The 12514-nt window shown below is 72.4% G+C and carries 12 protein-coding genes, 3 tRNA genes and 1 pseudogene; 6 read left to right on the top strand and 10 right to left on the bottom strand.

Annotation, left to right across the window (positions count from 1 at the left end):
- Window positions 1-75 precede the first annotated feature (75 nt).
- The 6 genes from AC0B61_RS29175 to crcB (AC0B61_RS29150) form a co-directional block, all read right to left on the bottom strand.
- Window positions 76-906 (bottom strand): TIGR02452 family protein, encoded by an 831-nt coding sequence (locus AC0B61_RS29175; RefSeq protein WP_471744212.1) that lies wholly within the window; start codon window positions 904-906, stop codon window positions 76-78.
- A 240-nt stretch (window positions 907-1146) separates the two neighbouring features.
- The gene (locus AC0B61_RS29170; protein ID WP_471744211.1) at window positions 1147-3447 is read right to left on the bottom strand and encodes a DEAD/DEAH box helicase; all 2301 of its coding nucleotides are present in this window, start codon (window positions 3445-3447) and stop codon (window positions 1147-1149) included.
- A 237-nt stretch (window positions 3448-3684) separates the two neighbouring features.
- Window positions 3685-4365 carry a hypothetical protein gene (locus AC0B61_RS29165; RefSeq protein ID WP_471744209.1) on the bottom strand — a complete coding sequence of 227 codons (681 nt, stop codon included), beginning with the start codon at window positions 4363-4365 and terminating at the stop codon, window positions 3685-3687.
- 178 nt (window positions 4366-4543) lie between these two features.
- A complete protein-coding gene (gene crcB / locus AC0B61_RS29160; protein ID WP_471744207.1) occupies window positions 4544-4918 on the bottom strand; it encodes a fluoride efflux transporter CrcB in 375 nt (124 codons plus the stop codon).
- On the bottom strand, window positions 4915-5340 hold the full coding sequence (locus tag AC0B61_RS29155; RefSeq protein WP_471744205.1) for a DUF190 domain-containing protein: 426 nt from the start codon (window positions 5338-5340) through the stop codon (window positions 4915-4917). Before AC0B61_RS29155 ends, crcB (AC0B61_RS29160) begins: the two co-directional genes overlap by 4 nt.
- Complete coding sequence (crcB, locus tag AC0B61_RS29150; RefSeq protein WP_471744303.1) at window positions 5337-5843, bottom strand: fluoride efflux transporter CrcB; 507 nt, start codon at window positions 5841-5843, stop codon at window positions 5337-5339. The genes AC0B61_RS29155 and crcB (AC0B61_RS29150) overlap by 4 nt, the downstream gene beginning before the upstream one ends.
- Window positions 5844-5976: 133 nt before the next feature.
- Here crcB (AC0B61_RS29150) and AC0B61_RS29145 point away from each other — a divergent pair, with 133 nt between their 5' ends.
- The 6 genes from AC0B61_RS29145 to AC0B61_RS29120 all read left to right on the top strand — a co-directional run bounded on the left by AC0B61_RS29145 (window position 5977) and on the right by AC0B61_RS29120 (window position 8786).
- Window positions 5977-6318 (top strand): metallopeptidase family protein, encoded by a 342-nt coding sequence (locus AC0B61_RS29145; protein ID WP_471744301.1) that lies wholly within the window; start codon window positions 5977-5979, stop codon window positions 6316-6318.
- A 111-nt stretch (window positions 6319-6429) separates the two neighbouring features.
- A tRNA-Glu gene (locus tag AC0B61_RS29140) sits at window positions 6430-6502 on the top strand.
- 54 nt (window positions 6503-6556) lie between these two features.
- A tRNA-Asp gene (locus AC0B61_RS29135) sits at window positions 6557-6630 on the top strand.
- Window positions 6631-6657: 27 nt separating this feature from the next.
- Window positions 6658-6731, top strand: a tRNA-Phe gene (locus tag AC0B61_RS29130).
- A 655-nt stretch (window positions 6732-7386) separates the two neighbouring features.
- Window positions 7387-8169, top strand: a complete 783-nt coding sequence (locus AC0B61_RS29125) for a hypothetical protein (protein WP_471744203.1) — start codon at window positions 7387-7389, stop codon at window positions 8167-8169.
- Between the two features lie 281 nt (window positions 8170-8450).
- Window positions 8451-8786 (top strand): hypothetical protein, encoded by a 336-nt coding sequence (locus AC0B61_RS29120; protein WP_471744201.1) that lies wholly within the window; start codon window positions 8451-8453, stop codon window positions 8784-8786.
- A gap of 93 nt (window positions 8787-8879) precedes the next feature.
- Here the strand turns inward: AC0B61_RS29120 and AC0B61_RS29115 are convergent, their stop codons facing one another.
- The 4 genes and pseudogenes from AC0B61_RS29115 to AC0B61_RS29100 all read right to left on the bottom strand — a co-directional run.
- On the bottom strand, window positions 8880-10043 hold the full coding sequence (locus AC0B61_RS29115) for a damage-control phosphatase ARMT1 family protein (RefSeq protein ID WP_471744199.1): 1164 nt from the start codon (window positions 10041-10043) through the stop codon (window positions 8880-8882).
- A 31-nt stretch (window positions 10044-10074) separates the two neighbouring features.
- The gene (locus tag AC0B61_RS29110) at window positions 10075-10959 is read right to left on the bottom strand and encodes a phosphotransferase family protein (RefSeq protein WP_471744198.1); all 885 of its coding nucleotides are present in this window, start codon (window positions 10957-10959) and stop codon (window positions 10075-10077) included.
- Window positions 10956-11942, bottom strand: coding sequence for a hypothetical protein (locus AC0B61_RS29105; RefSeq protein WP_471744299.1), 987 nt, complete (start codon window positions 11940-11942; stop codon window positions 10956-10958). Before AC0B61_RS29105 ends, AC0B61_RS29110 begins: the two co-directional genes overlap by 4 nt.
- A gap of 189 nt (window positions 11943-12131) precedes the next feature.
- Window positions 12132-12347, bottom strand: a pseudogene (locus tag AC0B61_RS29100) (helix-turn-helix domain-containing protein); the annotation flags it as partial.
- Window positions 12348-12514: the final 167 nt, after the last annotated feature.

Below are 12514 nucleotides of genomic sequence, written 5' to 3'. Positions count from 1 at the left end.
GCCTACCCGCCCGCGACAGGTACCGCGACAGGTACCGCGACAGCTACCGCGACAGGCGCCGCGGGAGGTGGCCGGCTACCGGGCGGCCGCACCGAACCGGGCCTCGAAGGCGGCCCGGTTCACCGAGACCGGCGAACGGTCCCAGACCGCGAACACCACCCGTTCGAAGGCCGCCCCCTGGCGCGCCAGCGCGCCGTCGAAGGCCTCGGCGACCTGCGCCGGGTCGTTGCGGAACACCCCGCAGCCCCAGGCGCCGAGCACCAGCGTGCGCACCTCGTGCCGGGCGGCCGCCGCGAGCACCCGTTCGGCCCGCTCGGCGAGCACGCCGCGGACGTCGGCGGCGGCCGAACGCCGTTCCAGCTGACCGGCGTTGGGCGCCGGCGAGGTCAGGAAGGTGACGGCGTACGGCTGCGCCAGCAGGTCGCCGCGCCCGCCCCGGATCACCGGCACGTCGGGCGAGACGATCACCCGGTGGCTGTACCGGAGGTCGGTGGAGGCCCGGTGCGCCTCGTAGTAGTCCGGCGCCGCCAGCAGGCAGCTGTACAGCAGCGCGCTGCGGCACAGGTCCTCCTCCTGGGCGCGGGCGCCGCGCAGGTAGCCGCCGCCGGGGTTGCGGGCGGAGGCGAAGTTCAGCACCCCGACCGGGCCGGCTCCGGCCTCGACCAGCCGCCGGGCGGCTTCGATGCTCCCCTCGGCCGTCACCTCGACGCTCCCGCGCGGCCCCGCCCCCGGCCCGTCCGCCGCCACCAGCGCGTCCAGCGCCCGGGGCGCGTAGGACACCGTGCCGGCCCGCGCCGCCGCCAACTGCTCCCCCACCTGCACGAGTCCGCCCCCGGCCGTCCGGTAGCTCCCCCGCTCGGCGATCTCCTCGTTCACCCTTGCCACGTCATGCAGTCTGCTGCTCATGTCCCGGACGCTACGGGACTACCGCGCTGGGGCGCCACAGGTTATTCTCACTTCCAGAACAACGCCTCGGGGGGACCTGGCGAGGCGTTGGCGGTACCGGGGGCAGGGGATATCGGGGGATATCAGCGGTACCGGTGATACCGGGGGGTATCGGGGGAACGTGAAGGGCCCGCTCCGTGGGACGGAGCGGGCCCTTCACGCGTTCAGTTCGGCCGGCGGTCGATCACCGGCCGGACCGGGTCAGTTCTTCCAGCGCGGCTTGCGGTCGTCGCGGTTGAAGCCGCCACCGCGGTTGTCGCGGTCGCCGAAGGAACGGGCGCCACGGTCGTCACGGTCCCGGTTGAAGGCGGGGCGGTCGGACTGCGGACGGCCACCGGTGCGGTGGTCGTCGCGGCGCGCGAACGGACGGTTGTTGCTGCCGCCGCGCTCGTCGCGGTCCCGGCCGAAGGCGGGGCGGTCACCGAAGGAACGGGCCGGACGGTCTCCGAAGGAGCGGCCGCCGCGGTCGTCGCGGTCACGGTTGAAGCCGCCGCCGCGGTTGTCGCGGTCACCGAAGGAGCGGGCTCCACGGTCGTCACGGTCCCGGTTGAAGCCACCGGAGCCACCACCGCGGTTGTCACGGTTGAAGCCGCCACCGCGGTTGTCGCGGTCGCCGAAGGAGCGGCCGCCACGGTCGTCACGGTTGAAGCCGCCGGAGCGGGCACCGCGGTCGTCACGGTCACGGTTGAAGCCGCCACCGCGGTTGTCGCGGTCACCGAAGGAGCGGGCGCCACGGTCGTCACGGTCCCGGTTGAAGCCACCGGAGCCACCACCGCGGTTGTCACGGTCACCGAAGGAGCGGCCGCCACGGTCGTCACGGTCACGGTTGAAGCCGCCGGAGCGGGCACCACCGCGGTCGTCACGGTCACGGTCCCGGCCGTACGCCGGACGCTCGCTGCGCGCCTCGCGGTACGACGGGCGGTCCTCGCTCTGCGGCGCGGCGGCGGGGGCCTCGGCGGCGGCCGGTGCGGCCTCCGCGGCGACCGACTCGCCGGTCTCCTCGGCGGCAGCCGGCTCCTCGTCCTCGATGCCCAGCTCGGCCCGCTCGCGCGCCGCACGGGCGGCCAGACGGTCGGCCTCCTCGCGCAGCTCGGTGGCGCGGCGCTGCGCGCGCTCCAGCTGGCGGGTCATGTCGGCGATCTCGCGCTCGGCGGCACCGGCGATGTTGGCGGCACTCTCCGCCTGCACCTCGGTGAGCGAGCGGGCGCCGGTGATCCGGGCGACCTCCGGGTCGAAGGCGTGGTCCAGGATGTGGCGGCCGGCCTCGACGCCCGCGTCCTCCATCAGGCGGAAGACGCCGCGGCGCTGGTGCGGCAGCACCAGGGTGACGACGGTGCCGGAGCGGCCGGCCCGCGCGGTGCGGCCGGAGCGGTGCAGGTAGTCCTTGTGGTCGCCGGCCGGGTCCACGTTCAGGACCAGGTCGATGCCGTCGACGTGGATGCCACGGGCGGCGACGTCGGTGGCGACGACGACGTTGGTGTAGCCGTCCTTGAAGTCGCCGAGGACGCGGGTACGGGCGCCCTGCGTCATGCCGCCGTGCAGCGCGTCGGCCTTCACACCGGACTCGATCAGCTGCTCGGCGACGCGGTCGGCGCCCATCTGGGTGCGGACGAAGATGATCGTGCGGCCCTTGCGGGCGGCGATCGCGTTGGTGATCGGCGCCTTGTCCTTGGGCTTCACCACGAGGATGTGGTGGGTCATGGTGGTGACGGCGCCGGCCGACGGGTCGACCTCGTGGGTGACCGGGTTGCTCAGGTACCGCTTCACCAGGGTGTCGATCTCGTTCTCCAGGGTGGCGGAGAACAGCAGGCGCTGGCCGCCGGCCGGCACCTGGTCGAGGATCTCGGTGACCTCGGGCAGGAAGCCCATGTCGGCCATCTGGTCGGCCTCGTCGAGCACGGCGACCTGGACGTCGTCGAGCTTGGCCGAGCCCCGGTTGAGCAGGTCGCGCAGGCGGCCGGGGGTGGCGACCAGGACGTCGACGCCGCGCTCCAGCGCGTAGATCTGGTTCGACATCGAGGTGCCGCCGCAGACCACCTTGAGGCGCAGGCCGAGCACCGAGCCGAAGGGCTCCAGGGCGTCGGCGACCTGCATCGCCAGCTCGCGGGTCGGGACCATGATCAGACCGCGCGGCTGCTTGGCGCGGGTGCGCTCGCCGGCGGCGAGGCGGGTCAGCAGCGGCAGGCCGAAGCTGAGGGTCTTGCCGGAGCCGGTGCGGCCACGGCCGAGCACGTCCTTGCCGGCCAGCGCGTCCGGGATGGTCGCGGCCTGGATCGGGAACGGGGTGGTGACGCCGCGCTTGGCGAGGGCACGGACGATGTCGTCCGGCAGGCCCAGGTCGCCGAAGGTGAGGGTCGGCTCGGCGGCCGCCTCCTCGGTAGCCTCCACGGCCTCGGCGATCACCTCGTCCGCGGCGGTGTCGATGGTGTCGATGGTGTCGGTGACATCGGCGGCGGCCTCGTTCGCGGGCATGGCGAAGCGGGCGTCGTCAACGAGAGACATGCAAAACCTTCCGGAAGTGGCACGCGCCAAAGTCCGGGGTTCTGTTTCACAACCGCCTCTATGCGGTCAGCCACGGATCGCCGGAACGCGCCAAGGGCGCCAGATGGGATTAGGGCGCCAGTCAAATGAATCAAACGAACGATCTACCACCATAGAGGACACTTGGGACCAGAGGCAAATGCCCTGGCGAAACCGCTGCAGCCCCCTGTCTGGTGCCCGCCGGTCAGTGCCCGCCGGTCAGTGCCCGCCGGGGCGCGGGCTCGGGGCCGGGGAGCCGGAGCTGCCGGACGACGGCTCCGGGCCCGGCGGGACGGTCGCGGGCGGCGAGCTGTGCTCGGGCTCCGGGGTGCTCGACGGTCGGCCGCTCGGGGTGGCCGACGGGGTGCCCGCCGAGCCGCCCGACCGGCCCTCGCCGGTGCCGCCCGCCCCGCCGGTACCGCCGCCGCCCGTCGCACCGCCGGAGCCGGACGACGCCCCGCCGCCCGGATGCGGCGCGGGGCTGGCGCTCACTCCGCCCGCCGAACCGCCGCCGCCCGCTGCGCCTTCGGGCGCCCCCGGGCCCGGCAGCACGCCGGCCACCGCGCCGCTCGCGCCGGGCACCGCCTCGCCCGGCGCGACGGCCGCGGCCCCGCCCGGCACGTTCTCGGCCGGCGAGCCGCCCGGCCGCTCCGGGTGCCCAGACGCGCCGCCCGGGTGCCCGGCCCCCGGCGAGGCCGAGGGGCCGGCCGGCGCCCCCGGCCTGCCCGCCGGACCGGCGTGCCCGACGGGCACCACCCCGCCGTGCTTCTCCTCCGCCGCCGGACCGACCGACATGCAGCCGGTCAGCCCCAGTCCGGCCATCGTCAGCACCGCCGCCCGCACCGCGCGCGACCGCAGGACCGCCGCGTCCGGCACCCGCACCGCCCGCACTGCCCGCACTGCCCGAACCGCTCGTACCGCCCGAACCGCCCGCACCGAAGCCACCGAGGTCCCTCTCTACCGCCCCACCCGGGCCGCCCAGCGCGCGGCCGCTTTCGGTGCCCAACGCGCGCCCGGCCCGGCGGGACACGGGTGGCACGGCAGTTCTCCGGCGCCTCAGCCCCGCCTCAGCCCCGTCTCAGCCCCAGAACGCCGAGGCCAGCTCCGCCCCCGCGTACACCGCGGCCAGCCCCGCCACGACGCTGCCGGCCACGTTGGCCAGCGCGTACCTCCCGGCGCCGGTCTCGGTGAGCCGCAGCGTCTCGTACGAGAAGGTCGAGTACGTCGTCAGTGCCCCGCACAAGCCTGTGCCCAGCAGGAGTTGGAGCTGGGAGGACGCCGCGCCCGCCGCCACCGCCCCGGTCACCAGCCCGAGGACCAGACAGCCGGCCACGTTCACCGTGAACGTCCCCCACGGGAACACCGAATCGTGCCGGGACTGCACCGCCCGGTCCGTCAGGTACCGCAGCGGGGCGCCGACCGCCGCACCCGCCACCACCAGCAGCCAGTTCACTCCGCCGCCCCTCCCCGACCGGTCTCCCCCTGGCCGGCCTCCCCCGTGTCCGCCTGCTGCGGGCCGTCGCCCGGGCCGTCCGCCGGGCCGCGCCCCGCGTAGGTCACGACCTCGCAGCGGTCCAGCAGCACCAGCCCCTCCGCCACCAGCCCGTCCAGCTGCGGCAGGAAGGCCCGCACCCGCTCCTCCCCGTCCACGATCACCACCGCCACCGGCAGGTCCTCGCTCAGCGACAGCAGCCGCGTCGTGTGCACCAGCGACGACGCCCCGAACCCCTCGATCCCCCGGAACACGCTCGCCCCGGCCAGCCCGGCCGCCCGCGCCCGGTGCACGATCTCGCTGTACAGCGGGCGGTGGTGCCACCGGTCGCTCTCCCCGACCAGCACCGTCAGCCGCAGCGCGGGACCGCCCAGCCGGCTCACCGCGCGCCCCCGCCCGCCGAAGGCCCGGCCTCCGGGGCGCCGGCCTCCGGGGCGCCCCGGCGGGCCGCCCGGTGGACCAGACGGCGGGTCAGCCCGGCCGCCAGCCACACCGCGCCCAGCGCGCCCAGCAGCGTCACCCCCAGGTACGCCAGCCCGGGCCCCAGCCGGCCCGCCTCCAGCAGCCGCCGGACGTCCACCGCGTACGTCGAGAACGTGGTGAACCCGCCCAGCACGCCGGTGCCGAAGAACGGCCGCAGCAGCGGGTGGGCCGGGCGCCCCTCGGTGATCACCACCAGGAACACCCCGATCACCGCGCAGCCGACCACGTTGACCAGCAGCGTCGTCCACGGGAAGCCGGTCGGCCCGGTCTCCCAGCCCAGCCCGGCCGCGTACCGGGCCGCCGCCCCGACCGCCCCGCCGACCGCGACCACCGCCACCGCCGGCCCCTGCCCGCGCACCACCGGCGGGCGGTCGCGCACCCGCGCCACGGCCGGCGCCACCACCGGCGGCCGGCTCGGGGCGGGACCGTCCACGGCGTCGTCCAACGCGCCCTCCGAGGTCGTCACAGCCCCATCAAACACCGGCCTCCGCCACCTGGCACCCCGTCACCCCAGACCCGACAATGGTCCGGTGCAGATGACCCGGGAAGAGTTCGAAACGGTGGTCGGCGACGCGCTCGACCAGATTCCCCCGCAGCTCGCGGCCATGATGGACAACGTCGCGATCTTCGTCGAGGACGAACCCGACCCGAGCGACCCGGAACTCCTCGGCCTCTACGAGGGCACCCCGCTCACCGAACGCGGCGAGTGGTACGCCGGCGTCCTGCCCGACCGCATCCTGGTCTACCGCGGCCCCACCCTCCGCCACTGCGAGACCCGCGACCAGGTGGTCGAGGAGGTCCGCACCACCGTGATCCACGAGGTCGCCCACCACTTCGGTTTCGACGACCACGAGCTGGACGAGCTGGGCTGGTCCTGACCGCCCCCGAGCCCCCACCCCCACCCGGCCGAAACCCGTTTTGGCGATCCGCCCGGCATCCCATATGCTTCTCGACGTCCCCGAACGTTGGAAACAGCGGGACGGCCGCAAGCCCTCATCGTCTAGTGGCCCAGGACGCCGCCCTTTCAAGGCGGTAGCACGGGTTCGAATCCCGTTGGGGGCACGCAGTACCGTAGTACAGTGCAGTGCGCAAGACCTGGGTGGTTCGCCACTCCTAGGTCCCGTGGAGCAGTTGGTTAGCTCGCCACCCTGTCAAGGTGGAGGTCGCGGGTTCAAGTCCCGTCGGGATCGCTCGTCTCGTCAGAGACGGTGCAGTACGGCCAGGTAGCTCAGTTGGTACGAGCGTCCGCCTGAAAAGCGGAAGGTCGCCGGTTCGACCCCGGCCCTGGCCACATAGCCTGACCAGGCACGATGCCCTCGAAGCAGATCGCTTCGGGGGCATTTTCGTGCCGTTTGACGCCAACGCTGACGCCAACGGGGCCACACATCGGCGATCATAAACGGCAGGTCGGACAGCCCCACCGCAGATCGGATGTGACATGCATCACAGCGCATACTCTTTCCGCCTTTCTCTCGAGACGAACGGGACAGCCGCCGGTGTGACCAGGCAGTGACGTGCCGCGGACCGACAATGGGACGTTGGACGGGGAGCGAATCGGCGGGGCCTGATACCACGTCTGAGGGCGGACTTGGATGGATGCCGAGTACTTCCTCGATGATCTGATCGTCTGCGCGGACGGTGCGGTGTGATGCCAGGACCGCACTGGCCTGGCCGACCTGGCGGCAATGTGTCAGGAGAGGCGTCACAGCACCGGAAGGGGAGACAGTGGGGGCGATGGGCGTAGTGCTCGAGCGGTTGGCCACAGCGGGTTTCTCGGACTTGGCAACGGCACAGCCGGCCGTGCTGACCAGCGGCGATTCGGATAGCGGGTCAATGTTCGAGGGGGATCGCGTCCCGGTACTGACGGCCGCCACCGGGCCAGCACCACCATCGAACGCGCCTACCCGGCCTTCGACGACGACCAGGACGTCGCCCGCGCGGAGGCTGTGATCCGGGGCAGCCTCGAAGTCCTCGACACGCTCGCCGCCACCAGCCCGACCCTCAGCAGGAAAGAACTCCACCAGGCAGCACGGGCCCTGGAGTACACCCGCACCGCCCACACCCGCGCCGCCGGCGCCGACCTGCGCGCGATGCGCTCCGCCGCCCGCGAACTCCTCCACGCCGGGCCCTCCACCGGCCGGGGCGAGGACGGCACGGCCGCCGCCACGGCCCTGACCAGCCTCGTCCTGCTCGCCATCGTGATCGCCAAGTGGCACGCCGCCCAAGGCCACCGCCACCAGGCCGACGCCGCCCGCACGGCGGCCGACCACCTGCGCGCCGCCTACACCCGGCACGCCGCCAAGCCGATCGCCCACCTCACCCTCGAAGGCCGACTCCTCCCCAATCCCGACCACGACCGGCAGGCCGACGCCATCCGCCGCACCCTGCCCGCCGACCAGGCCACCCGCCTCCTCGCCGAGGAGAACTGGACAGCCCTCGCCGCCACCCTCGCCCAAGCCGAAGCCGCCGGCCACAACCAGGCCACCCTGCTCACCAACGCCGCCGGACGACGCGAACTCGCCACCGCCGACTCACCCGCCGCCGTCCTCACCTGGCGCATCCGCCGCGACGCCAACCTCCCCACCCCCACACCGGCCGCAACCCCCGACGAATTGCGCACCAGGGCAGCCCGCGCCCGCACCACCACACGCACCCCCGGCACAGCGGCTACCCCGGTCATCACACCGCCGACGCCGGTCGCACCCGACCAGATGCGCCGGACGCGCTGACCAACCCAGGTGGGCGGGAACGGAGCCCCCGCACCCGTCCACCAGCCACCACCCACCAATCCCGCCCAGCACGGACGCCACCCGTCAGCCGCCGAAAGCAGGACCCAGCCGAGGCAGACCGCCGGGATTCCCCGAGGAAACCCGGCGTGGCCGGAACGCCACAACTACCTTGCAGCAAGGTGACGGTGTCGATTCGACGTCCTTCTCGCTGGGAGGGATCCATTCCGGCCGCGCACGTCGTATGGTCCCTTGCTGCCCCGCTGCCGACCCGAAGGGACCGCATGACCGACTACGACCACGACTTCTACAACCCCGCCCCCGAACCCGCGCGTGCCGTCATCCGCGCCGTCCCGCACCCTGCCGAGCTCAACCCGCGCGGCATCACCATCACCTGCACCGGCTGCGGCGCCCGCCGCGACTGGCTCCTCCTCACCGTCCGCGACCAGATCTTCGTCCGCTGCCGCTGCGCCCACGAATGGCGCGAGCCCGACCTCGTCCGGGCAGACTTCGACCGGCACTACGTCGAACCCGAGCATGAAGGGGACGACTTCGATACCGCTATGAGAGCCCTTGCCTTCGACGGACTCCTCGCCGGAACGACCTGGAACCTGGACTGAGGTCCACGCTGCACCCGCCACTGTTCACTTCCGATGCTTGTCGCGTGATGCCCGGACGAGCGAGGACAGCGGGGCACACGGGCGGCGCTTCGGCTACCGGCGGAGGTCGACCTGGATGGCGGCGTGGCGGCCGTTGGTGCGCCACGGCGTCCCGGCGCTGTCGAGCTGAGCAACGACGGCAGCACCGACGCCGACGATCACGTCCGACTTCAGCGTCCGCAGCGCCGTGACGGCTGAGGGGAAGTGGGCGGTCACCTCGGCAAACGCAGTGGTGGGCGCCCACAGCTGATCGCCCACCAGCCGACGGTAGTTGAGGTCGCCCTTCAGGATCGTCATCGCTGCGGCGGCGAACTCGGACCGGAGGTCGGCCGGCATGTCGTGGAACGGCAGCGGCGCGCAGAAGAACGGGTGGGTGCGGACCACGAGCGCGCCGCTGTTCATCGCTCGCCACAACCGCTTGCCGATCGTCGCGGCAGCCGCAGTGGTGGCGGTGCGCAGGCGCTCGACCGTGGCGAGGACATCGGCCATCGACGCGTCCGACACGTAGTACGGCTGCGGCTTCACGTACACGACGACCTGCGCCGCCAGGCCGGAGGCCAGGAGGTGGTCGACCAGCACCAGGTCCGGCAGGAGCTCCCGACCGGCGTTGTCCGCGATGATGCAGACACGCCCGCCTTCGGCCCGCTCCAGCTCGGCCCAGAGCGACTTGCTGTCGTCGACCACCAGGTCGGACGCGATCGACACTCCGGCCTCCGCCGTGATCTGGAAGCTCAGGTCGGCGCGGTTGCCCCAGAGCGCCGAGGAGAGAAGCGCGGCAGCTCGCTTGTCGGTGAAGTCCGAGGGCAGGTCGCCGAGGGCCGCCAGCTCGGCGTCGACGGCCGGGCCGACGAGTTCGGCGTTCTTGAACGGTGCGAACGGGTCGATCCCCTGCCAAGCCCCTGGCCGGAAGTAGCCGGTGGCTTCGAGCAACCTGCGATAGAAGTAGCTCTCGGCCCACAGGAACGGTGCCTCGCCCCACGGCCGTCCGAACAGGCCCTCACCCCACTCCAGCCACTGCTGGTGATCGTGGGCACTGATGCTCAGCGATTCCAGCACACCGCTGATGCTCTCGGCGAGGAGGTCCTCGACCGCGGCCCGCTCGCCCGGTCCGTACGGCAGCGCGTCGAGGACCTGCTGGATGAGCTTGGGGTGACGGTCGTGGAAGACACCCCAAGCGAAGGATCCGGGGACATCGCTGCGGATCACGGGTGCAGTCATCACGGTCGGGCTCGTCTCTCTGATCGGCATCTCAGCTGACAGCTGTCCAGCCCCACGGGCGTGGACCGCTCTGCCCCTGCAGGCAGGAGAGACGGTAGTGGGCTTCCGCCTGGTGTCGAGCCGGATCGGCCGCCGCGTGCTGGAGAGCGAAGCAGGTGACCCGGAGCTCGCGGATGCTCCGCAGCACCGGGTAGCCGTCCCAGGTCATCACGTCGGCGCCGTACGCCTCGCAGAAGGCGGTGTACTCGCTGTCCGAAACGGTGCCGAAGGTGCCGTAGCCGACCGCGGTAGCGGTGAGGTCCCACTCGGGAGGCCCGAGGGAGGTTCGTTCGAAGTCGAGCAGGTAGGTGGTGGTCGGTGTGACGGCCACGTTGCCGCCCCATGCATCGCCGTGAATGACGCTCGCAGGCAGGCCGGGCGGGAGGCTCAGCCACGCTGCTTGGAGCTCTGCCAAGCGGTCCCGCAGCCACTGTCGCTGCGTGTCGTCGAGGGTGGCGGCCCCGTCGATCCTGGTGGCCAGCCGAACGAACGGGTCGAGCTGGCCCAACGGGAAGTCAGGAACGGAAAGCTTGTGGACCTGCCGCAGGAGCGGCGCGATGTCGGCAGCGGTTCCTGGGCGGTGCTGGGGCAGCTCGTGCCAGAAGGTCACGGGGTTGTTGTCGACATCCACTGGCTCCCGCAGGTGCTCGAGTGGGCGAACTGCAGGAACCCCGCAGTCGCGCAGCCAGCGTGCGACCGCCAGTTCGCGTCCGGCGGCAGCCGACTGGCCGGGGCGGCTGATGCGAGCCACGATCCCCCGCGGCAATCGCCACAGCGCGTTCTCCCCGATCCGGATCGGTTCGGCGCCCGCTGCGGACAGGCCCACTGTCGCGCACGCCTTGAGCAGTAGGGAGTGGGAGTCCTCGATGTTGCTCACGCTGCCACCGTATCGGCGATCTGTTCCCGCAGGTCCCGGATGTCGCCGAGGTTGCGGTGGCGATGGGCGACCCGGCCGAGTTCAGCCAGCTCGTGGTTGGCACGCAGCGAGCGGAGGTCGCTGACCTCGGCGAGGGCGGTCCGGCCCTCGGCCAACGCCTGCTCAGGGTCACCGGCAGCCATCTGGAGCGTGGCGAGCTTGGTTCGGGAGAACGCGCGGGATCTGGCGAATCCGTCGCCGTGGCCGTCGACCGCTGCCTGGAGTCGCCGGAGGGCTTCCTGCGGCGGATGACCGGCGAGGGCGAGGTCGAACAAGGCGTGGCCGGTGTCGCCGTGGTGCTGGGCGCCGTCGTAATACGCCATCCACGGCCCCTCGGTGGCCGGGGTGATCGAGGTGTACGAGTCGTCGGACGCGCCGATCGCGGCCAGGGTCTGCTGGGCTCGTCCCATCTTGGCCAGGGCCCGCGCGCGAGCGTTGTGGAGCATGGACTGCTCCGCGGGGGAGAGGCGGTCGGCGCGGGCCAGGCCGAGTTCGGCGAAGGTGAGACCGGCATCGGGATCTCCGCACCAGATCGCTTGGCGGGAGCGGAGGTTGTAGGAGATGGCACGTAGCGGCCAGTTGTCCACTTCCTCGGCGCACGAGGTGGCGAAGGCGAAGAGCCGGCGGGCGTCTTCGTGGGCGAAGGCGTCGAAGGCCGAGGCGCCGACCACGGTCGCCAGGCGGCTGACGGCTCCGAACAGTTCAGCCCGCAACGGAGCGGGGCAGCGACTCTTCAGGAGACCGGCTGCCCAGCGCAGTTGGGCGAGCGCCGTGTCACGGACGACGCCGGCTCCGCCGTAGAGGTTGTCCCAGCTGCGCAGTGTGGTCGCTGCGGTGCGGATCTGCTCGACGTCGGCGGGCCGGACAACTGCGGGTACCTCGGCGGCTGGGGTGGAGGTCAGGAGCTGGGCCAGAGGGCCGGCGGCGAGAGCTGCACTCGTCACGGCAAGGAAGTTGCGTCGTTCCACGGGGTCGGACTCATTCCACTCGGGGGCTGGCGGTGGCATTTCCAGCGTGCCCCCGAGCACCTCCCTTCGGGGAGGCTTGGCGGCCCCGTTGCGCCGTTTGTCCATTACCTCTGAGCGGTTGTCCAATTCAGCCGCGGCCAGCACGACGCTTCGCGCGAGCACTCCGCCGGTGTCCAAGACCGCGTCTAACGCCTGGGCGTGGTGGAGCTTGCAGGGCCGCTCCGCCCGCTCGATCTTGCTGATCAGGTCCCCACTCAGGTGGACCAACTGCCCGAGCCTGTCCTGGCTCAGCCCCCTGAGCTTCCGCCAGTACTGAAGTTCCGCGCCGAACCAGTGGGCCGCGGATCGGGTGGGGTCCAGAGGCTTGAGTGGTCGCGGCACTTGATCCCCCAGGGCGTCTCTTGTGGACAGCGGTCGCTGTCCGAATGCCGGTACTGGTCGAGCGGTTCACGGCAGGGCTGAATGTGTCCGAGCGCTAAGCGCCCATTACACACCGCTACGAGCCTGACGGGCAGGTGTTCGGCACAACTACGCGTCGAACGCCCCCC

This window comes from Kitasatospora sp. NPDC023385 (genome assembly GCF_055664045.1).
Note: the sequence above shows the minus strand (reverse complement) of the source record. Positions and strands in the feature narration are given on the sequence as shown.

What these genes read in the sequence shown, in the direction of transcription:
- AC0B61_RS29170 (WP_471744211.1), bottom strand. Translation starts at nt 3,447, where the DNA reads ATGTCTCTCGTTGACGACGCCCGCTTCGCCATGCCCGCGAACGAGGCC.
- AC0B61_RS29145 (WP_471744301.1), top strand. Translation starts at nt 5,977, where the DNA reads ATGACCCGGGAAGAGTTCGAAACGGTGGTCGGCGACGCGCTCGACCAG.
- AC0B61_RS29115 (WP_471744199.1), bottom strand. Translation starts at nt 10,043, where the DNA reads ATGACTGCACCCGTGATCCGCAGCGATGTCCCCGGATCCTTCGCTTGG.
- AC0B61_RS29120 (WP_471744201.1), top strand. Translation starts at nt 8,451, where the DNA reads ATGACCGACTACGACCACGACTTCTACAACCCCGCCCCCGAACCCGCG.
- AC0B61_RS29175 (WP_471744212.1), bottom strand. Translation starts at nt 906, where the DNA reads ATGAGCAGCAGACTGCATGACGTGGCAAGGGTGAACGAGGAGATCGCC.